Genomic DNA, 26,621 nt, shown 5'->3' with positions numbered 1-26,621 from the left:
GGGTTTCGTACTTCCACTTTGTATTTTACAATTTTACAGCCCTGCGTATTCTTTCAAATAATTATACTCATCCGTTAGTACGCCTGCTTTCAACATAGTTGCCCGATCCAAAATGGGTGAACCGCCTTTTACTAAATCATCCAATACAAACTTGATCAGTTGTTCACCAAAATAACGTGAAGCATCACGTGGCAGTTCATTGGGTAAATTACCAACTGCCATTACATCAACAGAACCTGGCAGGTAAGGAGCTGTTTTTTGCAAAGTAGTCTTGTCAACTCCATAAACAGGATCAGCAATCGTTGAGTCGCCGATATTGATGGGAATGGAACCGCCGGTATCGTTTGTAATATCAGCTATCGTTTGAATCTTGAAAGAAGCAGTGCGAAACTCATCCAGTGAAAACAACGATGGGATTGTTTTATCCCAGTACACACCATTTAACAAAATATCAGTGTGTTTTACAAAAGGGGAGAAGCTGCATTTATATTCTTCCGGGAATTCATGAAAATTATCACGGTTGTAAGTGCCATCATCTTTTCGTTCATACAAATCTCTTCCCTTTAAATGCACATACACCGGGTATTCGTATTGACGATGCAAATAGTCAAACGGCTCCACTTCATTTACACCAAGCAGGTTCATGATTTCCAATAATCCATGTGCAACTCGACCACTTCCAGTAACAGCAATTTTTATTTTGGGAAGTTTCAATCCAAAATAGGTATGAATGAGCTGGCGGTAATCACGCACATCACCAACACGACCGAGCTTGAACGCACCTGTACGATTGCCAAATGCCATCATACCGTTGTGAGCACCCACCACACCCGCAAAAAAACCAAACCCAATGATGCGTTGTCCATCTTCATGCGTTAAACATTCATAATCGATGAGTGTGATCTTTTTCTCCACCATAGCCCGCATCAGATTCATATTATGAACCTGGGCTTTTTTCGTATGTGAGAAAAAAAGATAGGTTTTATTTTGAATAAGATCCGGAACAGGCACTTCCTTAATACCAAATAATATGTCGCAATTGCTCATCTCTTCCGCCACTTCAACTCCGGCAGATCGATATTCTTTATCGGTAAAACAGCGATGTTGCGACGACTGTACAACAATTTTTACACCAGCTGTATTTTTATGAACCCACTTGCATTGTGCAGGAGTTAGCGCAACACGGTTATCGGCAGGTGTTTTTCCTTCTCTTATAAGTCCTATCGTAAGCATTTCAATCGTTTAAAGATTTGCAATATACCATTTAAGAAAAAGTAGAAGGCATAAAAAATTTCATACGAAAGCAAAGATTCTGTAATATTGCAGCCCCAAAGGAAAGTCTTTGACCGAGAGGTGAAATACTTGGGCCGGCGGTGAGTTCTTAAAAAAATATCGTTACATGCCCATGTGGCGGAATTGGTAGACGCAGCAGACTCAAAATCTGCCATTCGCAAGGATGTGAAGGTTCGATTCCTTTCGTGGGCACAATTTTTTTTACCCGCTCTTCAAGTTGAAGGCGGGTTTTTTATTTGCTGGCCATGATGTCCAAATCTTATAGAGCAAATATCAATTCCTGCGCAATCGATTCCGTTATTAACATTCATTTTATCAATTGTCTGTTTGTTGAAGTCGTACCTTTGGGAGCCAATCGTTCAATCAACATTCGTTAAAATCCCTTGCTGAGCGAACAATTTTGCCTTCCGATTATTATTCATTACGTAAATCAATCACCATGCGAAAAGGAATAGCCGAAGCCCGGAGTGCCACAATCGAATTCAACAAAAAAGCATTGGATCAATTGCAAAGCAAGGGTTACAAATTTGTGCAGGTAAAAGGATTAACAGTTGATAAGCACTACGATTATGTAGAACCACATTTCCTGGTGCTGGTACCCATGAAAGAATTACCCACCGATCCGTTAAAGAGAGATATTTATGAACCCATTGGCAGCGATTTGTTATATCAATGGGCTAGTGAAGAAAATGAATATCCCGAGATCGTTATCGCCAATAATCTTTATAACTAGTTATGGCTACTTTTTCGTTAAAAACAGTTCAAAAAATTCCGGTTGATATTGAGACAGCCTGGGATTTTTTTTCCAACCCGGCAAATCTTCAAAAGATTACACCCAATAACCTCGGGTTTAAAATTTTATCGAAACATCATGGCGAGAAAATGTACCACGGCCAGATCATTGAATACAAAGTAAAGCCTGTGTTGGGCATACCTGTTTATTGGATGACGGAAATTACCCATGTAAAAGACAAAGAGTTTTTTGTTGATGAACAACGTTTCGGACCCTACAAGTTATGGCACCATCAACATCATTTTAAAATCATTGATGGAGGTGTGGAGATGACGGACATTGTTCATTACCGCAATCCATTAGGTTTTTTGGGCGGCATAGCTAATACTTTGTTTGTAAAAGCTCAGTTGAAGCAAATATTTGAATTTAGAATTAAAGTAGTTGAAGAGTTGTTTGGGAAATGGCCAATAGTGCAAAACAACCTGGTAGAATTTCATAAAGCAGCATAACGAAAAACCGCTTGCATAAAAAAACGGCATCCCTACTTTGGAGGGATGCCGTTTTACTTTAAATAGCCTGGTGATTGAATGGTTGTACTACCATTTCACTCACAACAGCGCTGGTTGGTTGCTGGCACAAAAACCAAATCGCTTTTGCTGCTTCTTCTGCCATTACCATTTTATCACGCTGTACACGAAGGTCGATTGTGTCCCAGAAAGGAGTATCAGCACCGCCAAGAAATAAATTGGTGATACGGATCTCCGTTCGTTTTACTTCTTCACGAATGCTTTGCATCATTCCATTCAATCCGTACTTCGATGCACTGTAGGCAGCAGCACCCAACATTGGAACTTTACCAAGTATACCGGGGATATTAATGATCAATCCTTTCTTTGTTTCTTTCATGTTTGGCAAAAATGCTTTCACCAACAGGAAAGGAGCGAAGAGGTTAGTATGGATTGTTTGCATAAACTCATCTTCGGTTAATGTATCCGACGATTTGATAATGCCTATGCCAGCTGCATTTACCAATACATCAATGGTAGGATATTGAGCAAAGAACTTTTCTTTCAACACGGCAACTTCTGCAGTTTTACTAATGTCGAGTGCCATCGTTTTGGAGGAAGGAATATTCAGTTCCTTTGCCAATGCTTCGAGCTTTTCGCTGTTGCGGCCCGTAAGAAACAAATGAGCCCCGCTGCTTGCCAATAATTTCGCAACCTTACTACCAATTCCACCCGTTGCACCAACTATCAATACATGTTTATTTTTTACCGATTCCATGAAATAAGTTTATGCATCAACAAACAAGTAATACTTTGGTTGAACTGTTCTTACAAATAGCGCTCCCATTTTTTCCAATACCCAGAGAAAGAACTGAAGTAACCCGTTACCTGGGGAAACATCCAATCCCGACTGTCTTTTGTTCCAGTATAATGTTCAAATGCGGGATGTTCTTTTGAGAAGACAAAAGCATTGCCAGTCAGATGCAACAATTGATCAAATTCGCCGACAAAAAGCTGGATGTCTTCAATATTCTTTGACAGATCAAGAATGAACTGCAACACTTTTTCACTTACAGGATAGTTTGCAAAGTGCGAAGGCTCCAGCAACAATATCCTGTTGGCATCTTCTTGTTTGCGCCAGTTGGGGTCAAGATTGTAAGAGTTGTAGATCAATACAGGCTTGGAGGGATCCATAGTGATCGTATCTGCTTTTGGTAACTCGGTTTGTAGTGATAACGCAACCGTTTCCAGCAGTTCCTCCGGGACATTCATTTCAGGAAGTTCTTCGTAACTCTTATCAAGGAAATTTTTGTGTTGATCACTCTTACAATATTTATTGATGTTTTCCTGGTTGCAATAATATTTTTTTGAAGAGAATGCCCCTGCAACCCATTGCCAGCTGCAGTTGTTGCTTGCCAAATCGCCATCGATTAAATGATAATACATCCATATTGCCGGTTGCAGCCAATGTGCCTTTCCAATATTACAAACAATAGAAGCGACATACATGCGTGCATGATTGTGCATGTACCCTTGTTTGTAAAGTTTGCTTATCTGTTCATCAACGGCTTTAATTCCTGTTGAAGCAGTTGCAACAGATTTGATCATGTGTGTATGCCGCACATCAGTCTGCTCGTGCTTTAATGCACGATTAATAGCTGCTGTTCCTTTCGTCTGCCACACACGCTGAAAAAATTCACGCCACGCAAGTTCCTGTAGAAATTTTCCTATTTGGTAAGTTTTATAACCTTTCCGCAGTACAATCTCCTTCACTTGTTTTACACTAATAACACCACGGGAAATATAAGGTGAGAGATAGGTAACATCTCCATCAATAAAGTTTCTCGTCTTTGCATAACGGACGGGATCCATATTCTCAACACGTTCAATTATTGCAGCATAGTCAGTAGTAAACGAGATCATTTTCAATAAATATTATTTGCAAGGCATAATTACAACGCACGACATTCTGTGTAATATCTTTTACGCTTTCTTTTTCTCTTCTTTAATAAGTTCGTTGATCATACCATTAAAAATAAAATAGTGGAAAGGGAGCATGCAATACCAATACAATCTTCCCCATATTCCTTTTGGACGAAACGTTGCTACCTGTCTCAACTGTAATTTATTTTTCCGTTTCATTATGCGGAACTCCAGCCAGGCTTCACCGGGTAATTTCATTTCAGCGTACAAAAGCATTCGTTTATGTTCTCTGCTTACAACCAATACACGCCAAAAATCCAATGCGTCGCCTGCATCTATTCTATTTGTGTTTGTGCGGCCCCGTCGTAAACCCACACCGCCAAATGCTTTATCAAGAAAACCACGTAACAGCCATAGTTGGTTTCCATAATACCAACCGGTTTGGCCGCCGATGCTCCATATCTTATTTAATATGGCATCAGTCTGTGCGGGCTCTATTTCCCGATGCTTTACATCTCTGAAACAACCGAACTCCGGTACACGCATATACTGCATTAACTGCAACGAAGTTTTGCTACTGCTGAAAGCATCTTTCCAACTGCTCACCACCATGTTTTGTTCAATCTTTTCAAATGCAAGCGACACGGCTTCTTTATAAGTAAATGGTTGAATGTTTAATTCTTTTTCCAGGTCGTTAGGTCTGCAGATCACATCCACTTTCATACTGTTTACGAGGTTAACAGCAAGCGGGTAAGAAGTAGAAGTAAGAAAGTATAACCAATAAGAAGAGATGCGTGGCGACATGACGGGCAGGGTTAAAATGTAGCGTTTCAATCCACGCACTTCTGCAAACTGCATGATCATTTGTTTATAAGTAAGTATTTCACTTCCGCCAATATCAAAATCACGATTGTAGGTAGAAGTTTTCAGCATTACACCCATTAAATATTGCAATACATTCCGCACGGCAATGGGCTGGCATTTGGTGTTGAGCCATCTTGGGGTGACCATGACCGGTAGTTTCTCTGTAAGATCCCGGATGATTTCAAATGACGCACTTCCCGAACCAACGATGATACCAGCCCGTAAAATGGTTAGCGGTATATTGGTTGCTTTAAGAATTTGCTCTACGTGCAAACGGGAGGAGAGGTGTTGTGATAAATGAGTTGCATTAACAATACCACCAAGAAAAATAACTTGTTGTGTCTTTGTTTGCTTGATAAGCCGATTGAAGTTTTCTGCACAGGTTTGCTCTTCAGCTTCAAATGTTCCGGCAGCAGAGGTTAATGAATGAATAAGATAAAACGCCACATCCAGTTCAACAGGCAATTGCGCATTATCGGGATTGAGAAAATCAATTTCAATGATCCTGATTTTTGGATGACGGTATTCCGCTTCAAACCGTTGTTTATTTCTAACGCAACAGTAGATGACATGCTCCTCCTGCAACAGCAACTGGATGAGCCGCTGACCAATATAACCATTAGCGCCTGTAAGGAGGATGTTCATGTTTATCGTTTACTGATTTTGTTCATACTAATGCTACGTTGGCGGTTACATTTAAATCGATTCACTTCATCGCTTCGTAATGCAGTGTGTTTGGTCGATCGACCTGCCATGCGTTTGCGCCACATACGAAAGCTGGATCGCTTGCTGTTGGTGCGCATAAAAGCAATCACCTCTTTTTCTTTTAAACCAAACTGCAGTGCAATAGCTTCAAAAGGCGTGCGGTCTTCCCACGCCATTTCTATGATGCGGTCTTTATCTTCTGCTGTGAAATTCATTGATCGAGTTGTTGTAAAAATTTTTCGGCGTTGTGTAAATGTGTTTTTCTTTTTTCAACAGCCATCTTATCAAATGTGTTGATCAACATTCCTAATCGTGGATTTTGCAAAAAGAAATCTCTATGCACATGCATAAACCTCCAGAACAAACCATCCCAAACAACTTGCCAATCGCCCTTCTCATAATCACTCATCTTCATTAAATAATTGCTGCCGCTGATGTATGGTTTCGTCGTCATCAGTCCACCATCTGCAAATTGGGTCATGCCATACACATTTGGCACCATCACCCAATCGTATGCATCAATAAACAATTCCATAAACCAGCGATACACTTCATTGGGATCAAACTCGCAGAGCAACATAAAATTACCCAACACCATTAAGCGTTCAATGTGGTGACAGTAGCCTGTCTTCAATACTTTCTTTATGGTTTCATCAATTGGTAATATACCTGTTGTGCCATTCCAGAAACTCTCGGGTATTTTCCGGTTAAACAGCCAATAATGCCTGGTGCGCTGCTTGCTGCCTTCACGTTCGTACACAATGCGGATAAACTCACGCCAACCCATGATTTGTCGTATAAAACCTTCCAGTGAATTCAGTGGGATGTTATGCTTTGTTGCTTGCTTCAAAACTTTATCCAACACCTGTTGTGGTGTAAGCAAACCAATGTTGAGCATGGGTGTTAACACCGAGTGGTGCAGGATATGTTCTTTTGTTACTATGGCATCTTCATAAATACCGAATTGTTCAAAACGTTGTTCAATAAAATCATTGAGCCATTGTTCTGCTTCAGCGAAAGTGCAAACAAAGAAATGCGGCGCATCAACAGAGCCGTAGTTGCCGGCAAAATGCTTTTCAACATAAGCAATCCCTTCTTTGATGTAGTTGTTTGGCTTTGGAAAATTTATGGAGGGAGGAGTTTCTTTCTTCGGGTACTTTTTTCTGTTCTCTGCATCAAAGGTCCATTTGCCGCCCATTGGTGAATTATCTTTCTCAAGCAATATCTTTCGCAGCTTCCGTTGATGCGTATAAAAATCAGTTTGGAAATAAGTTTTCTTTTTGCTGAAATAATCGGTCACCTCATCCATTGTATTTAGGAAACAGGGCGAAGCATAAATGCTCAGTTTGATATTGTGCCTAGAGCAGTTTTCTTTAATTCGTTTCAGCAACCAGTTATCCGCCACATCAGCAATATGAATTTCTCTCACCTGTTGTTTGGCTAATGAAGTAATTAATTTTCGTACATCATTTTCAGCCTGAGTGCTTTCGACATAATTCACTTCATATTTATTTTGCTTGAGCCATTGTGCATAAAACTGCATTGAAGCACGGTGCAGCACGAGTTTCTGCTTGTGAAATTTATATTGACGGAAGAATAACCATTCCTCAACGAGGTACACTGCACGTTCTTTTTCTAAAGCCGGGTGCTGCTGAAACAATTGGTGTGGAAAAATTAAGGTAGCTGAACTCATTGTATACTCAACAATTTTGCTGGCAGAATGTTTAGCATGTTAAAAGAACAATGGCTTTCTACAGTCTTTCAACTATTCAAAGTTGGGAACGTTTCTATAGAGGTAATTTTATAAACAGCCTCAGCGGTTTTAAAAGCGCAAGTTTAATTGCAACAGTCAACAATGTTGGCATTAGTAATCTCGCCATTTTCAGCAATATAGTACACCTTGGAGCCGATCCTGCTTTGATCGGTTTTGTCAATCGTCCACGTGCAGCTGCGCAGCACACGCTCGCCAATATTGAAGCAACAGGAGCCTATACCATCAATCTTATTCCAGCCAATTTAATCGAGCAGGCGCATCAAACAAGTGCAAAATATCCTCATGATGAAAGTGAATTCAAAGCTGTTGGTTTAACCGAAGAATACACGGAGTACTGCAAGGCACCATTTGTGTTTGAATGCCCGGTGAAATATGGAATGGAAATCAAAGAAATCATTCCCATTAAATTCAACAACACATTTTTTGTGATTGGTGCAGTCACTGGAGTCTTCATTGATGAACAGATTTTAGCTGCTGATGGATTTCTTGACCTGGAGAAAGCCAACATTGTTACAACACTTGGTATTGATGGATATTATGCAACCGAAAAACTGGCAAGGTTCAGTTATGCCAAGCCAGGCAAAGAACTCAGCCGCATCGATTAGTTGCTTTGTTTATTTTTGATGTATGCAGAAAAAGAAACTGGTTGTATTAACAGGGGCGGGCATCAGTGCTGAAAGTGGTTTGCGTACATTTCGTGACAGCGATGGGCTGTGGGAAGGTTATCAAATAGAAGATGTAGCAACTCCACGTGCATGGAAAAAGAATCCACAACTTGTACTTGATTTTTATAATTACAGGAGGAAAGATGTGTTGGCTGCACAACCCAATGCAGCACATATTGGGCTAGCCGAACTGGAGAACGATTTTGATGTGACCATCATCACGCAAAACATTGATGATTTACATGAACGTGGCGGTTCAACAAACATTGTTCACCTCCATGGAGAAATATTGAAAATGCGCAGCGAACGTGATGATGATCTAGTTTATGAAATCAAAGACGATATTAACTTAGGTGATAGCGCTGAAGATGGTGCGCAACTTCGTCCGCATATTGTTTGGTTCGAAGAAGCTGTACCTATGATTGAAGTGGCCGTTCCCATTGTACATACAGCCGATATTTTTGCAGTTGTAGGAACTTCATTGGTGGTTTACCCTGCCGCAGGATTAATAACTGTTGCGGCTGATCATATTCCCAAATTCATTGTCGATAAAAAAATTCCTTACACATCAGTAGTGCGTAATGTGACTGCAATAGAAAAACCTGCAACAGAAGGAGTGAAGGACTTAAAGGAATTATTAATGCAATTGAAATAAATGGCCTGCCCCAGGCTTAAGCATGGGGCAGGCCATAAAAACAAAAAGCTGTTCTTTCGGAACAGCTTTTCTTATTTAAAGAAAATTCAATTATTGAAACTTCTTCGCATCTTCTAAAAATTGCGCTAAACCAATATCGGTTAACGGATGCTTTAATAAACCTACAATTGAACTTAACGGACAAGTACAAACATGAGCACCTGCCTCTGCTGCCTGAACAATATGTAATGGAGTGCGGATCGACGCAGCAAGAATTTCTGTTTCAAAACCTTGCAATGAATAGATGTTCGCTATCTGGCTGATCAGTTCCATACCGTCCCAACCACTGTCATCAATACGACCAATAAAAGGCGACACATAAGTTGCGCCAGCTTTTGCAGCAAGAATAGCCTGGCCTGCACTGAATATTAATGTACAATTGGTTTTAATGCCGTTATCGCTAAACCATTTTAAGGCTTTAATACCATCTTTAATCATTGGCACTTTCACCACAATATTCGGGTGAATTGCAGCCAGCTTTTTACCTTCTTCCACAATACCTTCAAAATCGGTACTGATCACTTCTGCACTAATATCACCATCCACCATTTCACAAATGGTTTTATAGTGTTGAGTAACTGCATCGGTTCCTTTGATGCCTACTTTCGCCATTAATGAAGGGTTGGTAGTAACACCATCAAGGATACCTAATTCGTTCGCTTCCTTAATCTGTGCAAGGTCTGCTGTGTCAATGAAAAACTTCATGAGTAATGTTTGTTGTTTGAAGATGAAAAAAGAGATCGTTTGTTAGGGGCATCTTCAACAGAAATAAAAAAAAATGGCAGGTTACTTACATCGCACCGCTACAACCGCCTACCCTTGCTGCGTTCCCACCCTGGGGGAGTTCAGCAGGAGCTGGTCGTGCAAGACCTGCCGGCGCAAAGATAGGGGAATGCGTGTTAAGTGAAAAGCAGAAATTGGAAAGTTTATTGGAAAAAACTCAGTACCTCTTTTCATTTTAATACCAGCTGCAGTTCCTTGTTGCGTCATTGTTGCGAACTTGTTCTGTGCTTAAATTTATTTCCAGTGGCAATGAACTTAAGAATCAATCCTTTCATCTTTTAGTACAACAAGCAGCTTTCAAGGCAAGATGTAAGGCGATGTCAGATACTGTTTCAAAAAATGTGTCAGCTGCTCATCGAGACGAAAGACAGGCTTTACAAAATCCTGTTGTTATTAAAATTTGGACGGTTTGCTAATGAGTTCACCTGGGTCATCGCCACTAACTCATCTGCACGGCCGCCGAGTGGTTTGTAGTAAACAAGTATAGTATAAAAGTTTTCCGTTTCCCACCAGTTGCCTTCTGTTACTTCAGTGCTTACCTGTCTGGTTGTTTTATCTCTTGTTATGTAAATATAATCGTACAACGCCTGTTTCAGGAATTGTTGGGTTTCATACATGCCTGTTTCAGCATTAAAATGTAAACGGTTGGCGTCAGTTAATTCATAATTCGTGAGCTCGCCAAAAAGATATACTTCTTTGTTCGGCATTTCTTTTCGATCAGGAGTTGAATAACGGAAATGCACCGTTGCATAATCGCCTTGCCAGTAAGGATTGTTCTGTTCAATATTTCCTAACTGGTAAAAACCGTTGAAGTCACGATAATACATGTACCGAAGATCTTTCCGTTCGCCTTCCGGTTTTATATAAAGTGTTTGACTCGTATTTGTGTAATCACCTTTTTCAATACGATCTGTTTGTAATCGAAAACTTGTAAGGTCAACCCAACGCCATTCTTTCTGCGCAGGAAACAAGGCCTGTGCTTCTGTATTATATTCTAAGATATTCTGACGGATAAAAGTTGGTTGCAAGTTCGTAATACTGTTATCCCAACGATAATTCTGTAAGATCACCACTTTGATCTGCTGAAAAATATTGGTAGGTTTTATGTTCTGCACATTCACGCTGAACTGCACTTTCTGATGTGTTCTTAATACCGATGAATTAAATGGCTGCACAATGTTTGCGCCTGCAGAGGCAATGGGGTCGATCACTAAAAAGCGTTTGGTAAATGCAATTTTTGATGTATCACCATTGGTGAAAACTTTCAGCAAATAGTTACCACTTCTTGTTGGCGAGGTATTACGATCGGGCAGGTTGCAGGTATAATGCGTATAACGAGTAAGCACCAGTGATGAGTTGCGGTAGGTGTTGATACGCACATTGGAGAATCCTTTCATATAGTCGAACTGGCTGAGCAGGGCGGGAGTCCAGTCGGCATTACAGAGAATGAATGTGTACGAGTAATATTTTACATCTGCATCCATATCATCAAAATGTAGTTCGAGCTGATCACCGCTGTTCAGTCGCATAACGGGGTAGCTCAACTGATCTCCCTTTACATGAAATTTTACCGAACGTATATTGCTTTTGTAAATTTTATCAGCTTCCTGCGCAACAATAGTGCTGTTGAAAAAAGAAACCATTACAAGACAAGCGAAAAGGCGTTTGATCTGCTGCATGATGTTGTTCATTTTAAAGCCTGCTGTTGAAGAGATTAGAAACAAGCGCAAAAGGTTGGCAGCCTTTGAACCTTTTCTAACAGAAACCATTAGTTTTACAACCATTCAAAGATAAAGATTTGAACATTGCATCCTTTATAGCACGCCGGTTGGTTTTTCAACGAAATCAATCTTTTTCACGGTTTATCATCCGTTTGTCGGCCATTGCCACTGCTATTAGTGTGGCAGTAATGATTCTTGCGTTTGCTTTTGTAGAAGGGTTTCAATACACCGTGAGCAGTAAGGTGTTTAGTTTTTGGGGACACCTGCGTGTGCAGCAACAGCAATCGTCGGTATCAGGTTTGGCGGAAGAGTTGCCAGTTGAGAAGAACGATACGGTGTATAACTTACTTAAAGCTCATCCCAATGTAAAACTGGTTGATGCGTTTGCTACTAAATCGGCCATGCTTAAAACCAGTGAAACCATTGAAGGTGTGTTGCTGAAAGGAGTGGACAAACAATTTTCCAAAGAACGGTTACAGCCGTTTATGCAGCAGGGCAAATGGCTGGAGTTTGATGATAGCGTACAGAACAACCAGATCGTTATTTCTACTTACACCGCAAAGCAGATCAATGCCAAAGTGGGCGATCGAATTCTTATCTATTTTATAGATAACAATAGTACAGCACCTCGTGTGCGACCGGTTACTGTAAGCGGTATTTATAAAACAGGTATAGAAGAATACGATAAAACCTTTGCCATAATCGATATGAATCTGATCCGCCGGTTAAACGGATGGACAAATACGCAGATAGGTGGTTATGAAGTTACTTTAAACGATTACGGGAAAGATTTTAGAACCAATAACGAACTGCTTGATGAATTACCTGTTGTTTGGTTCAGCACTCCACTGCGGGAAATTTATCCCAACATCTTCGATTGGCTGGCTTTGCAAAGCACCAACAAAACCGTGATCTTGATTATCATGTGTATTGTGGCAGTGATCAATTTGATTTCCTGTTTGATCATTCTCGTTCTTGAACGGTCACGAATGATCGGCTTGCTGAAAGCAACAGGTGCCACTAACAATCAAGTGCAGGTTATTTTTTGGAACCAGGCGCTGATCATTGCTGTTGTTGGTCTCACACTTGGTACTTTGCTTGGTCTAGGCATTTGCTGGCTGCAGCAGACAACCGGTTTTATTAAACTCGATGAAAGTGCTTACTATGTTGCAAAAGCTCCTGTGCGGGTGTTGTGGTGGCAGGTATTGTTGATTAATGTAGTAACGTTCGTAGTGAGTTTTCTAATCCTGTTTATTCCTTCATTGCTGGTAAGAAAGATGAGCCCGGTGAAGGCCTTGAGGTTTGAATAAAATTCGTTTACAAAGAATAAATTAATTCTTCTTAAATCTACTTCCATGGCCAAGCCCGCAGAAATAAAAACCAAACAAAACGCTGCCAGTGTTGATGATTTTATTGCTGGCATTGCCGATGAGCAAAAGCGCAAGGATGCGTTGGTTATACTGAAGCTCATGCAAAAAGCAACAAAAGAAGAACCCAAGATGTGGGGCGGTTCAATTATCGGGTTTGGAAAACTGCTTTATAAAAGCCCAACTTCGGGAAGGGAGGTGGAATGGTTCAAAATAGGATTTTCTCCACGTAAATCAAATTTTTCGCTGAACCTCATCGATTTAAAACCGCATGCTGATGCCTTGGCCAAACTTGGCAAACATAAAACAGGCATGGGTTGCCTCTACATCAATAAGCTGGCAGATGTTGATGTAAAAGTGCTGGAAAAAATAATCAACGCTGCAGCAAAGTAAATTGCCTCCCTCATCATCCTAAGAAAAATAATTAGCAAAAAACTTGCGTAGTTAAATGACTACATATACATTTGTAGTCAAATAGCTACATAATGAATTTAAGACGAGATGTTTTCCAGGCCATTGCCGATCCTACAAGAAGAGCCATTCTTCTGTTAGTTGCTTCACAATCCATGACTGCAGGCGCCATCGCAGCAAATTTTGATACTGCACGACCAACAATTTCTAAGCATTTACAAATACTGACTGAGTGTGAGTTGTTGAAACAGGAACAGAGTGGAAGAGAAATTTCCTATCACCTCAATGCAAAAAATATGAAAGAAGTAGCCGACTTCATCGAACCATTCCGCAAACTGTGGGATGACCGTTTCAACAAACTGGAAGCAGCAATGAAAAACTATAAACCAAAAAAGTAAAAAGTAAAATGGAAAACAAAACTCATATACATGCCGAAGATGGGAAGCAGCAAATAACAATCACCAGGGAATTTGATCTGCCATTGGCATTATTGTTTACGGCTTATGTTGAACCGGAAATTGTTGAACAATGGATGAGCACAAAAGTGTTGAAGCTGGAAAGTAAAAAGCATGGGGCTTATGCATTTGAAACAACCGACCCAATGGGCAATAAACATTTGTTCAATGGTGTGATACACGAATTCAGCAGCAACAACAAGATCACCCGCACATTTGAAATGGAGAATACGCCTTTTGAACCATGGCTTGAGTATTTACAATTTGAACAACTTACTGATGACACAAGTAAACTCACCATGCATGTTGTGTACAAATCGGTTGAGCAGCGTGACCTGTTGTTGAAAATGCCATTTGCGCAAGGCATCAATATGGCACATAACCGCATACAGGAAATACTTACTAAGAAAAATTGATTCATCATGACAAAAAGAAACAAAATAATCTATTGGATTGCGACCATCTGGCTTTGTTTAGGCATGACAGCAACCGGCATACAACAATTAATGAAAGTAGAATCGGAGGGAGCAGTTGCACCTCCCGGTGTGTATGGCATCGGTTTACTGGGTTATCCTGTTTACTTCTTAACCATCATCGGCGTATGGAAAATTTTAGGCGTCATCGCTTTGCTTGTTCCTAAATTTCCTTTGCTGAAAGAATGGGCCTATGCAGGTTTTTTCTTCCTGACAACAGGAGCTATCTTTTCACACATCGGCACAGGCAATGCCATCACTGAAATATTGCCATCGCTTTTACTTCTTGCGCTCACCATTGTATCTTGGTATTTCAGACCAGCCGATAGAAAAGTAATATTCGCTCATCAATAAACGCATGCTATGAATCCGAAAGTTGATTGGTACTTTACTAAAAACGAAAACTGGGAAAAAGAGATCAGTAAATTAAGAGCTATTGTTCTTTCATGTGGTTTAATGGAGGAATTAAAATGGGGTTCTCCCTGTTATACACACGAAGGAGCGAATATTGTGTTGATCCATGTGTTTAAAGAATACTGCGGTCTTTTATTTTTTAAAGGTGCATTGCTGAATAATGCGCATGGTTTGCTTATTCAACAAACAAAGAATGTACAATCGGCACGACAAATGCGTTTTACCAATACCAAGGAAATTGTGAAGCAGGAAAAACTGATCAGGGCAAGTATTTATGAAGCTATTGAGGTAGAGAAAGCAGGTTTAAAAGTGAAGCTGAAAAAAGTGGAAGAATACAATATGCCGGAAGAATTTCAAAAGCGATTGAATAAAAGCAAGGCATTGAAAACTGCATTTGAAAAATTAACTCCCGGAAGACAAAGAGGATACTTATTGCATTTCTCATCGGCCAAACAATCAACAACAAGGGAGGCAAGAGTGGAGAAGTATATTCCAAAGATCATGGAAGGAAAGGGGATGGAGGATTAGTGGTTAATGGTTAGTTGTGAATGGTTAATTGTTAATGATAAATTGGAAACTAATGGCGGGAAATATAATTAAAGAGAAAAGTTTTGCCTTTGCCATCAGGATAGTGAAACTGTATCAGTTTCTGTGCGATGAAAAAAGGGAATTTGTAATGTCCAGGCAATTGCTGAGAAGCGGTACTGCTGTAGGTGCACTAATTCGTGAAGCCGAACATGCAGAAAGTAAACCTGACTTTAAACATAAAATGGCGATAGCTCAAAAAGAAATAAATGAATCAATATACTGGCTCGAGTTACTGAAAGAATCAAATTACTTAACGCAGGAGCAATTTAAAAGCATTCATGCAGATGCTGTGGAAATCATTAAACTGCTCACAAGTATAATCAAATCAACTAAGGCCAACATTAACAACTAACCATTAACAATTGAATAAAGTGAAAAACAAATTATCATCATCGCAACAACAGGAACTTATCAGTATTTTAAAAACACGCTTCGAAAAAAATATAAAACGGCATAAAGGGATTGAATGGGCGAAAGTGCAGGCCAGGCTCGAAGCGAAACCAGAAAAACTATGGAGCCTGAATGAAATGGAAATCACCGGTGGTGAACCTGATGTCGTTTCTTTTGTTAAAAAAACTGGTGAATATATTTTCTTCGATTGTGCAGCGGAAAGTCCGAAAGGCCGACGTAGTATTTGCTATGATCATGAAGCTTTGGAAAAACGCAAAGAACACAAACCAGAAAACAGTGCAATTGAAATGGCGAAGGATATGGGTATTGAATTATTAACCGAAGAGCAATACCGTGAACTGCAGCAACTCGGCGAATTCGATTTAAAAACTTCAAGCTGGATTGTAACACCAGCAGCTATCCGTAGGCTCAATGGTGCTCTATTTTGCGACAGGCGTTATGATACTGTATTTGTTTATCACAACGGGGCAGAATCATATTATGGAGCAAGAGGTTTTCGTGGTTGGTTAAGTGTATAATTTATTCAGGTTTTCTTACAATAGCATCAATATACAGGTCTTCCACTTTTTTTCTTGCCCATGGCGTTTTGCGTAAAAACGTAAGACTCGATTTCAAACTTGGGTTACTATTAAAGCAATTAATCCGAATGATCTGTCCCAGCTCTTTCCAACCAAAATGATCAACAAGCGCTGTTACAATCATTTCTAACGTTTTACCGTGCAAAGGATCATTTGATTGCTGCATATACCAGGTTTATTGTTGTGCAAATAACCGCCTTTTTCACCAATAGATCGCATCCTCTTTCGCTATTCATTAACCCGATTTCTAAAACCAAAAAGGGGGAAATTAATCCTCATGGTTCTTCCTGCAAATTTGTCTCTCAACTCAGTTGTTCTGTAACAAAATGAGTAGGGCATTGGTATGTTATTTGAGCCAGTGAAGTTAACAAGGGCAGCAAGCATCTGTATTGCATCACTATTAAATTTATGCAACATGTCTTCACTTAAAACAGGAAAACGCACATCAGGAGAGCATCTTACTTACTGGCTGCAATTAACTCCTGCGCTAACGTTCCAGTCATTACAAAACGATATTGAAACCGATGTGCTGGTGATTGGTGGCGGTATTGCGGGTTTGAGCACGGCTTATTTTTTAGCACAGTCGGGACGAAAAATAATACTGATTGAAGATGGTTTAATTGGAAGTGGAGAAAGTGGACGCACCACTGCGCATTTAACCAACGCACTGGATGATCGTTACTACGAACTGCAACACTTATTTGGTGCACAAAATGCAAAACTCATTGCTCAAAGTCATACAGAAGCAATTAACCAGGTAGAACAGTTGGTGAAAACCGAAAACATCGATTGCGATTTTACACGACTTGATGGCTACCTCTTTCAACATCCTTCTGATAGTTTTGATACTTTGGAAAAAGAATTTGATGCAGCACGACAGGCGGGGCTCGATATAGAACTGTTGAACACAGTGCCCGGTATGCCCAATGCCAAGCAACCTTGTCTCCGGTTTCCGCAGCAGGCACAGTTTCACATCATGAAATATTTGAATGGTGTTGCAGATGCGTTAGTAAAAAAGGGCGGACAAATTTTCACCAACACACATGCATCAAGTATTAAGGAAGGAGAAGTAATTGCAAATGATCATACTATTAAAGCTAATCATATAGTAGTGGCAACAAATTCACCTGTGAATGATCTTGTGGCCATGCATACCAAACAATTTCCTTACCGCACATATGTTATTGCGGGGCTTATGCCGAAAGGAACATTGAAACCTGCGCTGTGGTGGGATACAGGCAACCACGATTCAAAATGGATCACTTATCCTTATCACTATGTTCGTCTGCAACCTTATAATGAAATGTACGACCTGTTGTTGTCTGGTGGTGAAGATCATAAAACAGGACAGGCCGATACAGAAAACGTTCCGGAAGAAAACCGTTACGCAAGTTTAATTGAATGGACACGCAGCCAGTTTCCTGCAATGGGAGAGGTGGTTTATCATTGGTCGGGCCAGGTAATGGAGCCTTTAGATTCACTTGCATTTATCGGACGAAATCCAGGCAATGAAAATATTTATATCATCACCGGTGATTCAGGAAATGGCATGACACATGGTACCATTGGTGGTTTGCTGATCACCGATCTTATTAATGGAAAAGAAAATCCATGGGTCGAAATTTATAAACCTACACGTGTGCCATTGAAAGTGGCAGGAAGTTATATAAAAGAAGCATTAAGCATGGCCGGGCAATATGCCGATTGGGTATCAAAAGCCGATCTGGGATCGATTGATGAACTTGCAAATGGCAAGGGCGCAATTGTAAGCGCTGGATTAAAACGGCTGGCTGTTTATAAAAATGACCAGGGACAGGTAGAAGTGTTTAGTGCAGCCTGTCCGCATTTGGGTTGCGTGGTGCAATGGAATGCCGATGAAAAAACATTCGATTGTCCTTGTCATGGTTCACGTTTTTCAAAAGAGGGAGCAGTACTGAACGGCCCTGCTATTTCAGGACTTAAAAAAGTTAAAGTAAAATCACAGGAAAAGAAAGTAACGCATTGATGGCTGATAACATCAGGGCAAGAAACTACTTAAGACGAAATTCGATAAAACAGGTTGAAACATAAACAGATTATTGTATGCCATATATCCGAACGATGTATCTGTTTTGTGTGTCGAAAGATAACCATCCGCAAGGATGGTTTTTCTTTTTGCAAAACTTCCCACCTTTTCTTTCCTTCCCGGCCATGCTTCCATTAAAAAAAGGCCAGCTCTTAAAAAAGCCGGCCGCTCGAATTTCTTTATTTAAAAAAAATCCGACAATGATGAACTTGTAATATGCTAAAAAAATATAATTTATCAAAGCAATACTCTGTCATTTGTTTGTCTTTTATAAATAGCCGCTACAGCCCCGGAACTGTAAAACGTTGTTGCTCACACCTGCCCCACGAATATCATTCAGACGGGGATTGCACTGAAGAAGACGCATGTGTAATCATTTTGAATATGCAATAAAAAACCTCCGCTGTGTGTTACACACCGGAGGTTTTGTTTTTAGAACAATGAATAACTTTCCTGTCTGCCCGGAGCTACTGCGTAAAAGATCCGGGCAGGCAGATAAAAATAACTTGTGTATTTACGTCAACAGTTTTTTAATCTTTAACTGCGGTAATTTGTCCACGTACTTCCCCATTCGGGTTAAGTGTTGTGTGGAGGTTTACATACAAACGACCCTGTAATAAAAACTGCTCAGTTGAATCAGGTAAACTTACATCGGTTTCAATTTTACCCGTTACACCATTAACAGTAACCGTTAGTGGAATCAACACACCTGCACTGGCACCTGTTAAAGCCGGGCCATGTATATGTGCGCCTGTAACGGTACCTGAAAGCCCTGTCCAGTTCACGTTTAATTCCAGTTTGTTATCGTCACCATCATATTCACCGGAAATGGTTCCCGAACCGGTAGTAGTAACAGCAGGCACTTCCTGTGAACCACTAAGCGTACCGCTGATGTTGTACTCCTGTTCGTCTTTGTCTTTTTTACAAGCTTGTAAACTACCTAATACAATTGCTCCCAGCAGGATGGCCCCGCCGGTTCTTCTTAAATGTTTCATAGATTCTTTGTTTTTTAATTACCCAAAATAAGATCGACACAGTGAGGTGTTCAAAAATGCCGCCAGAGCCGAATTTTGTGGAAAAACTTTTTGCAGCAGGTGCGCTTGTTAATGATTAACTGTTAATGGTTAAGGATAATATTCAACAGAAATAAGGAGGGAGTGGTGAATGGTTAGTGGTTAATTGTTAATGAGGAAGAAGTTTGCAGGTGATAGGTTATAGGTTATGGGTTATAAGTGAAGCGTGCTCAACAGCGGGAACTTTGTCCCCTTCGTCGGCACGGGGTCTGGTGCTAACCGACCCAGGGAGTCAGAATAACAACATTTCCTGGTCCACGATGTGACACCCGGGGTGGACAAAAAGATGAAATGCCTGATAGGTATGCCATACCTATGCCCCCAACAAAAAAACCATCCTTGCGGATGGTTACCAAATTCCTTAAAAACAAACTGCAATCATGCAACATTAAATCACCATGCGGCTCACCGCATCGCTGTACAGCAGTTGGTTGTTGCTGCCAATTGCACCTACTCTGCAATAATAGACTGTGCCCGGTTGCAGGTTATTCAACATATAGCGGCTGGTAGTGCTGTTGGTTGTTACCCAACTGCCCGGAGCCAAGGTAGCATCAGTTGTATATTCATGTAAATAAGCATAGGCACCCTTTACTGCTTTTACAGTGAGTAACAGCTGGCCGCTGCTTAAACCATTTTCCACCCGCAGGTTCTCAGGTTTGGTAAGCACCATGGGTTGCGGATCTTTGCTGATGTCGAACCCTGAACTAAGTAATTGCGTGCGGTCGCCATTGGCAACAAGGTTTACATAAGTACCCAGTGTGCGCAGCAAACCGGTGAGTGTTTCCCGTTTTGCATTTTTGTCGGCCACATCCATACGGTTACCCGTACCCGCTTTTACAAGAGCGGCAGAAAATGCAGTAGCCGCAGCCTGCACATCAACAATGGCAGGAACAGGGGTGGGGAAGTTAGCATTGCCCGTCATACTGCTGATAATGCTGTGTGTTTTGCTCTCCAGCGTTCCGTCGGTAAACCTGGCGAAACTGAGAATTGTTTTGATCATAAACATTGGTTTTAATAGATGAATTCCGGGAAAGCGATGTTGGTGTTTTTCCCGGCTTAACCCCACAAAACAAAAAAGCAACAGCCGGCATTACTATACTGCAAAGCGGGTATAGAAAATCTCAGGAAAAAGTATAGTACAATGAAGACAACAGCTTTTAAACGCCGCTGTTTTTAGTTGAAATGTGGTTTTCTACAATGAAAAAAAGCAAAACTCCCCGGCAGCTGTTTACCTGTTTTTACGGAAATCTATATTTTTTTTCAATGACAAATGGCTTTTGATAAACCTGCAACGCCTGTTGTACGGCTCGCAAAATCCATTGTATGTACCAGTAAAGCTTTTTGTACAGCGTGCAAAGCTTTTTGTATGATGTGCAAATACTCTTGTACGGCATGCAACCGGCATTGTATGATAAAGCAAAGGCGTTTGCACGAAGTTCAACGGGCGGTGTGTGGTAATACAAAGGCTTTTGTACGGAGGATGAAAGCTGTTGTTTGGAGTATTGTAGCCTTTGAAACCAGGAAGAAGGGCATCCTGATGTATAGGGAAGTGTAACATCATATATAAGAACAAGCTTCTGTTTTTTTTCTTTAAGGCTTGAAAAAGATAAACAGTTATAAAGCATGTGCAAACGCTTATGAAACGTTTGCACACGGTTGTATGAAATATGCAATTGTGCAATTACAATACAAAAAGGCGAGCACTAATTAATTGATTGACAAGCTTTGTTATTTGGGATATGTTGCGTATAATAGCGCAAATACAAATGTTACCAGCCATATTACAGACGACACCAACTATGTTTGGACTATTTAGCAAAAAGACATATCAACCTAGCGTAACCCCAGAAGACAAAGACTGGATAGAGAAAAATATTACCTGGTTCATAGAAGTTTTCGGGTTTGACAAATTGAAAGCGCAGCCTTTTATTTTACCGACAACTGAGACCTTTCCATATAATAATGTAAAAGATGGTGAGCAGTTTCAAAAATTGTTTGAGCAGCTATGTAAGTATTGGGACGTAAATCCAGACGAGATTATAATAAAGTTTTTTGACGACTTTAAAACCAAACAATGGGAGACTTTGATACCACATGGGGATTTTACAGAGCCGGGTGGACTTTATAACCAAATTTATACAACAGATAAAAGACGGTTCAACATACAGATAGCTAAATCAAACCTTGACAATCCACAACTTTTAATATCTGTTATTGCCCACGAACTGGCTCATATAAAACTTTTAGGCGGGAATTACGTCAACAAAAATGATCCAGACTTGGAACCACTTACAGATTTGGCGAGCATCTATTTTGGATTTGGAATTTTTGTAGCAAACAGCGTTCAGACTAAAGATATTTATTGGATTAGCCGCTCAGGTTATCTTCCAAATCAATTAATAAGTTACGCAAACGCTTTAATCTGTTACATAACTGACCAGAATGCAGATAATTACTATTCCATCTTCAACGGAAATACTATTGACTTATTCAAGAAAGATTTTGAGTTTCTAAACAACACCAATGATACGACTCTAACTAAAGAAAAGATTTCTGCTATCGAGTTGAATTTTAAAATTGGCAAACAAATAGCTAAAGGATTTGAAGAAAGGAAATTTAATGAAGTAATTGAAGCAAGTACAATGCTTCTCGAAACTAATCCTAAAAACATTGCGGCGTTTAATAATATCGGATATGCACTGCTTCAACAAAAAAAATATGAAGAAGCAATTGAACAATTTACCAAGGCTATCACTATTGAGCCATATTCGGATTATCCGTATAACAATCGTGGATACTGTAAACTTCAGCTTGGTGACATTGAAAATGCTTTTACAGACTTATACCATTCATTTGAGATGAACCCGGACAATTCTTTCTCATGGAGAAATATGGGAGCATACTTTTTAAAAACAAATGAATTGGAAAAGGCACTGCACCATTTTGAAGAAGCAGAAAAAATAGACCCTAAAACAGAAATGATTAATTTTTACCTTGGACATACACATTTGAAGTTGGCAAATATGGAGTTGGGACAAAAGTATCTTGACAAATCAAAAGAATTAAATGAACACAATGACTCTACTACTGAGTAGAAATACGGCTGGTAACATTGCATTGGCTATATGGCGGGCGACGAAATATATTCTTATTTTTTTGTTCGCTAATCAGCTGCGGTTTCGGCAGACAACTAACGCCGGACAATATGATAAACAATGAGCTTTTGTATCTTTAACCAGCAGCGGCACCAAGCAGACGAAACACAGAATACCGCCACATCGCCAATGCCTGAACGTTAGCTGTTATTTTATGAAGACCCTTACAGAACAAAATTTTGACATTATAATTAAGGATTGTTTTCAGACAATTTTAAAGCCATTGGGTTTTAAAAAGAAAGGAAATAATTTTTATCGTCAACTTCAAGACCTTGGACAAATAGTTAATGTTCAAAAAAGTTCGTTCTATTCAAAAGACCATATCTCTTTTACGATTAACACAGGACTTTTCATACCCGAATATTGGCTGACTTTTTACACATATCATAACGGAGAAATTCCAACTTATCCGACCGAGCCTGATTGTGCAATCAGACAAAGAATTGGAAAGCTAAAATATAATATAGACAAATGGTTTGACATTGAGCCAACAAGCAACATCAATGATTTGAAGACAGAAACAACTGACAACGTTCTTAATTATATTGCTCCTTATTTTGAAAGAAATAAAACTAAAGAACACGTATTGAAATTATTGGAAGACACAACCGTCAATCTTGACAAGTTTGTCAGACTTATAATTTATGGCGAGTACAAAGAAATAGCAAAAGCACAAGTCGAGTATGACAAACTCAAACAAGACAAGTACACCTTTTCTAATATGAAATCAACATTGTTTGAGTATCGAGACAAATACAAATTGACGGACTAAAAACAACAGCTAACATTGGGTTTGCTGCAAGGCTGGCTGGACATTGGAGCAATGGTCATTTTATCGCTGTTGTGCTTCATCTGGGCTGGGCATACATGGTTGGGCTTTTGTTTATTAACCTGTACTTATATCTTTAATCAGCAGCAGTTCCGGGCTGGACGAGCAATGAATTCCAGCCCTGCAGCAATCCCTGCTCGTTATGTGTAACCTTAGGACGACAACAAAACATTAAATGACAGCATTAACGACATTAGGAATTCTCTGTATAATCTTGGTTTGTTTTGGACCAGCGACAGACCTTATTGTTGATATTTATAGAAAGCCCAAACCGACACAAATCGACAAGGACGGAAAACGTGAATTGAAAATAAATCGCATTAGTTTTTGGGACTATTTAATCTTAATCATTCCTGCTTGTTTGTTATTAATCGGACTTCTATCAAACGGACAAAAGGAACGTGCGACAAGTTTTATGATACTTGGTTTAGGTTATATGATGCTAATTTTATCTCCATATAACAGACGCATTGACATTTCAAAAATCAATTGGTTCTTGTTCTCAACTTGCTTGACATTGGTAGTTGTTTCATATTTACTCGGACAATCTAACGTGAACTATTCCTTTCCCCCAGGGACAAATAGCTTGACTTTATTATATTTTCCAGCAGCCGCTTATATATTTTTACAGGCAAGCAGACACCTAATAAAACTTCTGACTAATACTTACCCTATTACTGTTGGCAAGTATGAAGGTGTAGGATATTTCTATCCTCGATACAACAGAAGAACAACGCATTGGGACTTGGTATGGACACTAATAAGTATGTTTGGGTTTCCAGGACTAATAACTTATTTTACTTTGATGAAATGAAAGAAAAGGCTACACATAACAGCACATTTGCACTAGGCGGGGTTTCGTGCTCCGCAGACAGTTTTGTGGTAACCGAAAGTGCAGTCCTCCGCATGAACATTTGTGGTAAAAAGCCCGCCCATCGCAAATCTGCAAAACGTTGGCGGCAATGCAATTTCATCGTACCATAATTGGACACAGAATGACAAGACCTATCTTTTTTGCACTAATCCTTCTGACAAATAACTTCTGTTTTTCGCAGGACATTGAACATCAAATTCAGGTTACTACTCCCAAAGAGCAAGTAAGGTTAATTGGTCAATTAGGCAAACCATTGGGTACTACTTTGACAGTTCAAGGTATCATTGTTGACATTTCATCTAAAGGGTATAAAGACGGACTTAATCTGATTGTTCAAAATATCAATGATTCTTCAACTCAAGAACTCCTAACAATTCCCCTTTCACCATATTTTGGAAAATTTGGCGACAAGCCACTTCCTAAACTTGAAAAAGGCTCTACCTATCAATTACGGGTTTATGAAACGGGTGAGTTTGTTGGCATTCCCGACAAAGCATATCAAGAAGCAAATATTATTTTGCAGACAACAGGATATTATTTTCAAAACAGATTGGTTGTTCTTTCAGGAGAAAAAATTAAACCGATAAAAGCCACACCAAACAGTTTTGTTGGACAAATTGCTCTCATATCAGGAATTGCAAAGAACGAAAATGATACGGCATATATTAATACCTCAAAAGGTAAGTTAAGACTAATCGGTTTTAGAAAATGGTCAGTAGAAATTGGAAAGCTTACCGAAGTATATGGAAAAATTGAACAGACAGAAACAAAGGGAATCTATAATGTGAGAGATTGCAATCCAAGACTCGTTAAGTTAGAAGACCAGATTGGAATGACTGTTAAGCTTCGTGGAAAAGCAATTAGTTTAAATGGCTATTGGTGGTTTAATTATCGTGGGACTGACATTTATGTAGAAAAGATGGAAGAGCTTCCGAATTGGACTGTTGACAATCATTTTCGTCCAATGGAAATTACAGGAATTTTAGAACAAGCTGTTCTTCCAAGAATTGACCAGATAACCTTAAAAGAAAATCGGGACAAAAAATTATATTATATAGTTCGCAAGCCCAGTTGGACACCTATAGAAAACTTGTTAGCAGTAGAAGACTCACAAACAGAAGATGACTAACGAACACTGCCGCCAACATGCAGTTTTGCGGCAGCGGGGGGCGACGCAAAGCGTCGGTTATCACCTGTAAAGCTATTTAGCTTTTGTTCCGGCTGACATTTATCTATTAGGCTTTGAATAAAATTTTATCTTTAGTTACACCGTTCAGCACTCGTCGCCAGGGGCGACGTAAAACAATTGCCCCGCCGACCGCAAAGCTGTGACCGTTGGCTGTAATTTTATGAGCGACCAAATCAAAATATCTGAATTTCTACAAAAATCTCCTTTATACCAAAAAATAGAGATTGACCAAAAATATTTCCACCCTTATAGGTATGAGGACCTCACATTTCAATTCTATTGCCCTAACGAAAAAACTATTCAAACTTTCAAACTTATTTTAGAACCGAAGACTTTTGTGGCATCTGCAGCCAATAGATTAGTTGGACATGAATATATAAATCAGCTTGACCCTTACAAACCAGACAAATCAATTGAGTTTACACATTATTTTTCAGGCGAATGCCAATTTTGTAAGTCTTATAAGTCCCATTTTCTTTTAAATGTTTTTTCTGATAGACCAATGCCAGGACTAAGTGTTTTAACTCAACTTTCTTTTGGCGGGCAAGAAACGGTTGAAGGAAAAATTTATATCAGAAAGATTGGTCAATTTCCAGCCTATGACATAAGTCCTGACAAAGAAGTATATAGTTTCTTGGACACCGATGACAAAGACTTTTATAAAAAAGCATTGATTTGCATCTCTCAAAGTTTTGGAATAGCAGCCTATGCTTACTTGAGAAGAATAACAGAAAACGAAATATTAAGAGTTGTAGAAGCTTTATCTGAATTAGAACTTCCCGAAAGCATAAACATTAAAAAGCTATATCAGAACTACAAAACTAATCATCAAATGAGTACACTTGTAGAAGCAGTTTATCAGCATTTACCTGCAAGTATAAAAAGCTTAGGAATTAATCCTTTAAAAGTTCTACATGGACATTTATCTGAAGGAATTCATAGTGACGATGAAGAAACATGTTTAAAAAAAGCATTTGCAATTGACGCATTATTAAAATTTACAATCAAAAAACTAAATGAAGAAAAAACAGAAAACAAAGAAATAAGAGATGTATTGAAATCCTTGGGACATTAAAAA

29 protein-coding genes, 1 tRNA gene and 1 other RNA gene are annotated in these 26,621 nt (G+C 39.5%); 19 read left to right on the top strand and 12 right to left on the bottom strand.

Annotated features, from left to right (window positions below; genetic code table 11):
* Positions 1-33: 33 nt before the first annotated feature.
* On the bottom strand, positions 34-1,233 hold the full coding sequence (locus ACO1QW_RS04535; RefSeq protein ID WP_486256101.1) for an NAD(P)-dependent oxidoreductase: 1,200 nt from the start codon (positions 1,231-1,233) through the stop codon (positions 34-36).
* Between the two features lie 168 nt (positions 1,234-1,401).
* Between ACO1QW_RS04535 and ACO1QW_RS04530 the strand changes: the two genes are divergently transcribed.
* The 3 genes from ACO1QW_RS04530 (at position 1,402) to ACO1QW_RS04520 (ending at position 2,535) form a co-directional block, all read left to right on the top strand.
* Positions 1,402-1,485 (top strand) — tRNA-Leu (locus tag ACO1QW_RS04530).
* 247 nt (positions 1,486-1,732) lie between these two features.
* On the top strand, positions 1,733-2,026 hold the full coding sequence (locus tag ACO1QW_RS04525) for a hypothetical protein (RefSeq protein WP_486256099.1): 294 nt from the start codon (positions 1,733-1,735) through the stop codon (positions 2,024-2,026).
* Between the two features lie 2 nt (positions 2,027-2,028).
* Positions 2,029-2,535 carry an SRPBCC family protein gene (locus ACO1QW_RS04520; protein WP_486256097.1) on the top strand — a complete coding sequence of 169 codons (507 nt, stop codon included), beginning with the start codon at positions 2,029-2,031 and terminating at the stop codon, positions 2,533-2,535.
* 58 nt (positions 2,536-2,593) lie between these two features.
* Here ACO1QW_RS04520 and ACO1QW_RS04515 read toward each other — a convergent pair whose 3' ends face one another.
* From ACO1QW_RS04515 to ACO1QW_RS04495, 5 genes are read right to left on the bottom strand one after another with little or no spacing between them, the layout of a single operon-like run.
* On the bottom strand, positions 2,594-3,310 hold the full coding sequence (locus ACO1QW_RS04515) for an SDR family oxidoreductase (protein ID WP_486256096.1): 717 nt from the start codon (positions 3,308-3,310) through the stop codon (positions 2,594-2,596).
* Positions 3,311-3,360: 50 nt separating this feature from the next.
* A complete protein-coding gene (locus tag ACO1QW_RS04510; RefSeq protein WP_486256095.1) occupies positions 3,361-4,455 on the bottom strand; it encodes an FAD-binding domain-containing protein in 1,095 nt (364 codons plus the stop codon).
* A gap of 60 nt (positions 4,456-4,515) precedes the next feature.
* Positions 4,516-5,964, bottom strand: a complete 1,449-nt coding sequence (locus ACO1QW_RS04505) for an SDR family oxidoreductase (RefSeq protein ID WP_486256093.1) — start codon at positions 5,962-5,964, stop codon at positions 4,516-4,518.
* Between the two features lie 2 nt (positions 5,965-5,966).
* Positions 5,967-6,239: a TIGR03643 family protein gene (locus ACO1QW_RS04500; protein ID WP_486256092.1), complete on the bottom strand. Its 273-nt coding sequence runs from the start codon at positions 6,237-6,239 to the stop codon at positions 5,967-5,969.
* Positions 6,236-7,717 carry a cryptochrome/photolyase family protein gene (locus ACO1QW_RS04495; RefSeq protein ID WP_486256090.1) on the bottom strand — a complete coding sequence of 494 codons (1,482 nt, stop codon included), beginning with the start codon at positions 7,715-7,717 and terminating at the stop codon, positions 6,236-6,238. Before ACO1QW_RS04495 ends, ACO1QW_RS04500 begins: the two co-directional genes overlap by 4 nt.
* Positions 7,718-7,767: 50 nt before the next feature.
* Between ACO1QW_RS04495 and ACO1QW_RS04490 the strand changes: the two genes are divergently transcribed.
* Complete coding sequence (locus ACO1QW_RS04490) at positions 7,768-8,403, top strand: flavin reductase family protein (protein ID WP_486256088.1); 636 nt, start codon at positions 7,768-7,770, stop codon at positions 8,401-8,403.
* A 22-nt stretch (positions 8,404-8,425) separates the two neighbouring features.
* Positions 8,426-9,118, top strand: coding sequence for an SIR2 family NAD-dependent protein deacylase (locus ACO1QW_RS04485; RefSeq protein ID WP_486256086.1), 693 nt, complete (start codon positions 8,426-8,428; stop codon positions 9,116-9,118).
* A 90-nt stretch (positions 9,119-9,208) separates the two neighbouring features.
* Here ACO1QW_RS04485 and fsa read toward each other — a convergent pair whose 3' ends face one another.
* The 3 genes from fsa to ACO1QW_RS04470 form a co-directional block, all read right to left on the bottom strand.
* Positions 9,209-9,862, bottom strand: a complete 654-nt coding sequence (fsa, locus tag ACO1QW_RS04480; protein ID WP_486256084.1) for a fructose-6-phosphate aldolase — start codon at positions 9,860-9,862, stop codon at positions 9,209-9,211.
* 71 nt (positions 9,863-9,933) lie between these two features.
* Positions 9,934-10,033: signal recognition particle sRNA small type (ffs, locus tag ACO1QW_RS04475), an RNA gene on the bottom strand.
* 281 nt (positions 10,034-10,314) lie between these two features.
* A complete protein-coding gene (locus tag ACO1QW_RS04470) occupies positions 10,315-11,664 on the bottom strand; it encodes a type IX secretion system plug protein (protein ID WP_486256082.1) in 1,350 nt (449 codons plus the stop codon).
* Between the two features lie 74 nt (positions 11,665-11,738).
* Here ACO1QW_RS04470 and ACO1QW_RS04465 point away from each other — a divergent pair, with 74 nt between their 5' ends.
* The 8 genes from ACO1QW_RS04465 (at position 11,739) to ACO1QW_RS04430 (ending at position 16,298) form a co-directional block, all read left to right on the top strand.
* Positions 11,739-12,971, top strand: coding sequence for an ABC transporter permease (locus ACO1QW_RS04465; RefSeq protein ID WP_486256080.1), 1,233 nt, complete (start codon positions 11,739-11,741; stop codon positions 12,969-12,971).
* 45 nt (positions 12,972-13,016) lie between these two features.
* Positions 13,017-13,421: a DUF1801 domain-containing protein gene (locus ACO1QW_RS04460; RefSeq protein WP_486256078.1), complete on the top strand. Its 405-nt coding sequence runs from the start codon at positions 13,017-13,019 to the stop codon at positions 13,419-13,421.
* A gap of 92 nt (positions 13,422-13,513) precedes the next feature.
* Entirely contained in the window at positions 13,514-13,837 is a 324-nt protein-coding gene (locus ACO1QW_RS04455) for an ArsR/SmtB family transcription factor (protein WP_486256076.1), read from the top strand.
* 8 nt (positions 13,838-13,845) lie between these two features.
* Complete coding sequence (locus ACO1QW_RS04450; RefSeq protein ID WP_486256075.1) at positions 13,846-14,310, top strand: SRPBCC family protein; 465 nt, start codon at positions 13,846-13,848, stop codon at positions 14,308-14,310.
* A 6-nt stretch (positions 14,311-14,316) separates the two neighbouring features.
* The gene (locus ACO1QW_RS04445; protein ID WP_486256073.1) at positions 14,317-14,721 is read left to right on the top strand and encodes a DoxX family protein; all 405 of its coding nucleotides are present in this window, start codon (positions 14,317-14,319) and stop codon (positions 14,719-14,721) included.
* Positions 14,722-14,730: 9 nt separating this feature from the next.
* Positions 14,731-15,309, top strand: a complete 579-nt coding sequence (locus tag ACO1QW_RS04440) for a YdeI/OmpD-associated family protein (RefSeq protein WP_486256071.1) — start codon at positions 14,731-14,733, stop codon at positions 15,307-15,309.
* 52 nt (positions 15,310-15,361) lie between these two features.
* Positions 15,362-15,721, top strand: coding sequence for a four helix bundle protein (locus ACO1QW_RS04435; RefSeq protein WP_486256069.1), 360 nt, complete (start codon positions 15,362-15,364; stop codon positions 15,719-15,721).
* Positions 15,722-15,740: 19 nt separating this feature from the next.
* Positions 15,741-16,298 carry a DUF4256 domain-containing protein gene (locus ACO1QW_RS04430; protein ID WP_486256067.1) on the top strand — a complete coding sequence of 186 codons (558 nt, stop codon included), beginning with the start codon at positions 15,741-15,743 and terminating at the stop codon, positions 16,296-16,298.
* A 1-nt stretch (position 16,299) separates the two neighbouring features.
* Here the strand turns inward: ACO1QW_RS04430 and ACO1QW_RS04425 are convergent, their stop codons facing one another.
* Positions 16,300-16,524, bottom strand: coding sequence for a VF530 family protein (locus ACO1QW_RS04425; protein ID WP_486256065.1), 225 nt, complete (start codon positions 16,522-16,524; stop codon positions 16,300-16,302).
* Between the two features lie 249 nt (positions 16,525-16,773).
* Here ACO1QW_RS04425 and ACO1QW_RS04420 point away from each other — a divergent pair, with 249 nt between their 5' ends.
* A complete protein-coding gene (locus ACO1QW_RS04420; RefSeq protein ID WP_486256063.1) occupies positions 16,774-18,363 on the top strand; it encodes an FAD-dependent oxidoreductase in 1,590 nt (529 codons plus the stop codon).
* A 590-nt stretch (positions 18,364-18,953) separates the two neighbouring features.
* On the opposite strand, the gene ACO1QW_RS04415 is transcribed toward ACO1QW_RS04420, so the two are convergent.
* Complete coding sequence (locus ACO1QW_RS04415) at positions 18,954-19,418, bottom strand: CHRD domain-containing protein (RefSeq protein ID WP_486256061.1); 465 nt, start codon at positions 19,416-19,418, stop codon at positions 18,954-18,956.
* Positions 19,419-19,884: 466 nt separating this feature from the next.
* Entirely contained in the window at positions 19,885-20,496 is a 612-nt protein-coding gene (locus ACO1QW_RS04410) for a fibronectin type III domain-containing protein (protein ID WP_486256234.1), read from the bottom strand.
* A gap of 715 nt (positions 20,497-21,211) precedes the next feature.
* Here ACO1QW_RS04410 and ACO1QW_RS04405 point away from each other — a divergent pair.
* From ACO1QW_RS04405 to ACO1QW_RS04385, 5 genes are all read left to right on the top strand, one after another.
* On the top strand, positions 21,212-22,591 hold the full coding sequence (locus ACO1QW_RS04405; RefSeq protein ID WP_486256059.1) for a tetratricopeptide repeat protein: 1,380 nt from the start codon (positions 21,212-21,214) through the stop codon (positions 22,589-22,591).
* A gap of 214 nt (positions 22,592-22,805) precedes the next feature.
* Positions 22,806-23,423, top strand: coding sequence for a DUF4304 domain-containing protein (locus tag ACO1QW_RS04400; protein ID WP_486256057.1), 618 nt, complete (start codon positions 22,806-22,808; stop codon positions 23,421-23,423).
* Between the two features lie 232 nt (positions 23,424-23,655).
* Positions 23,656-24,294 (top strand): hypothetical protein, encoded by a 639-nt coding sequence (locus ACO1QW_RS04395; protein WP_486256055.1) that lies wholly within the window; start codon positions 23,656-23,658, stop codon positions 24,292-24,294.
* A gap of 181 nt (positions 24,295-24,475) precedes the next feature.
* A complete protein-coding gene (locus ACO1QW_RS04390; protein WP_486256053.1) occupies positions 24,476-25,483 on the top strand; it encodes a hypothetical protein in 1,008 nt (335 codons plus the stop codon).
* Positions 25,484-25,703: 220 nt separating this feature from the next.
* A complete protein-coding gene (locus ACO1QW_RS04385; RefSeq protein ID WP_486256051.1) occupies positions 25,704-26,618 on the top strand; it encodes a hypothetical protein in 915 nt (304 codons plus the stop codon).
* Positions 26,619-26,621: the final 3 nt, after the last annotated feature.

The organism is Lacibacter sp., from assembly GCF_057361365.1.
Note: the sequence above shows the minus strand (reverse complement) of the source record. Positions and strands in the feature narration are given on the sequence as shown.

Coding starts and splice junctions, on each gene's coding strand:
- ACO1QW_RS04535 (WP_486256101.1), bottom strand. CDS start 1,233: ATGCTTACGATAGGACTTATAAGAGAAGGAAAAACACCTGCCGATAAC.
- ACO1QW_RS04495 (WP_486256090.1), bottom strand. CDS start 7,717: ATGAGTTCAGCTACCTTAATTTTTCCACACCAATTGTTTCAGCAGCAC.
- ACO1QW_RS04485 (WP_486256086.1), top strand. CDS start 8,426: ATGCAGAAAAAGAAACTGGTTGTATTAACAGGGGCGGGCATCAGTGCT.
- ACO1QW_RS04515 (WP_486256096.1), bottom strand. CDS start 3,310: ATGGAATCGGTAAAAAATAAACATGTATTGATAGTTGGTGCAACGGGT.
- ACO1QW_RS04510 (WP_486256095.1), bottom strand. CDS start 4,455: ATGATCTCGTTTACTACTGACTATGCTGCAATAATTGAACGTGTTGAG.
- ACO1QW_RS04435 (WP_486256069.1), top strand. CDS start 15,362: ATGGCGGGAAATATAATTAAAGAGAAAAGTTTTGCCTTTGCCATCAGG.
- ACO1QW_RS04420 (WP_486256063.1), top strand. CDS start 16,774: ATGTCTTCACTTAAAACAGGAAAACGCACATCAGGAGAGCATCTTACT.
- fsa (WP_486256084.1), bottom strand. CDS start 9,862: ATGAAGTTTTTCATTGACACAGCAGACCTTGCACAGATTAAGGAAGCG.
- ACO1QW_RS04445 (WP_486256073.1), top strand. CDS start 14,317: ATGACAAAAAGAAACAAAATAATCTATTGGATTGCGACCATCTGGCTT.
- ACO1QW_RS04400 (WP_486256057.1), top strand. CDS start 22,806: ATGAAGACCCTTACAGAACAAAATTTTGACATTATAATTAAGGATTGT.
- ACO1QW_RS04500 (WP_486256092.1), bottom strand. CDS start 6,239: ATGAATTTCACAGCAGAAGATAAAGACCGCATCATAGAAATGGCGTGG.
- ACO1QW_RS04455 (WP_486256076.1), top strand. CDS start 13,514: ATGAATTTAAGACGAGATGTTTTCCAGGCCATTGCCGATCCTACAAGA.
- ACO1QW_RS04450 (WP_486256075.1), top strand. CDS start 13,846: ATGGAAAACAAAACTCATATACATGCCGAAGATGGGAAGCAGCAAATA.
- ACO1QW_RS04440 (WP_486256071.1), top strand. CDS start 14,731: ATGAATCCGAAAGTTGATTGGTACTTTACTAAAAACGAAAACTGGGAA.
- ACO1QW_RS04460 (WP_486256078.1), top strand. CDS start 13,017: ATGGCCAAGCCCGCAGAAATAAAAACCAAACAAAACGCTGCCAGTGTT.
- ACO1QW_RS04390 (WP_486256053.1), top strand. CDS start 24,476: ATGACAAGACCTATCTTTTTTGCACTAATCCTTCTGACAAATAACTTC.
- ACO1QW_RS04525 (WP_486256099.1), top strand. CDS start 1,733: ATGCGAAAAGGAATAGCCGAAGCCCGGAGTGCCACAATCGAATTCAAC.
- ACO1QW_RS04415 (WP_486256061.1), bottom strand. CDS start 19,418: ATGAAACATTTAAGAAGAACCGGCGGGGCCATCCTGCTGGGAGCAATT.
- ACO1QW_RS04410 (WP_486256234.1), bottom strand. CDS start 20,496: ATGATCAAAACAATTCTCAGTTTCGCCAGGTTTACCGACGGAACGCTG.
- ACO1QW_RS04395 (WP_486256055.1), top strand. CDS start 23,656: ATGACAGCATTAACGACATTAGGAATTCTCTGTATAATCTTGGTTTGT.
- ACO1QW_RS04385 (WP_486256051.1), top strand. CDS start 25,704: ATGAGCGACCAAATCAAAATATCTGAATTTCTACAAAAATCTCCTTTA.
- ACO1QW_RS04490 (WP_486256088.1), top strand. CDS start 7,768: ATGGCTTTCTACAGTCTTTCAACTATTCAAAGTTGGGAACGTTTCTAT.
- ACO1QW_RS04520 (WP_486256097.1), top strand. CDS start 2,029: ATGGCTACTTTTTCGTTAAAAACAGTTCAAAAAATTCCGGTTGATATT.
- ACO1QW_RS04425 (WP_486256065.1), bottom strand. CDS start 16,524: ATGCAGCAATCAAATGATCCTTTGCACGGTAAAACGTTAGAAATGATT.
- ACO1QW_RS04505 (WP_486256093.1), bottom strand. CDS start 5,964: ATGAACATCCTCCTTACAGGCGCTAATGGTTATATTGGTCAGCGGCTC.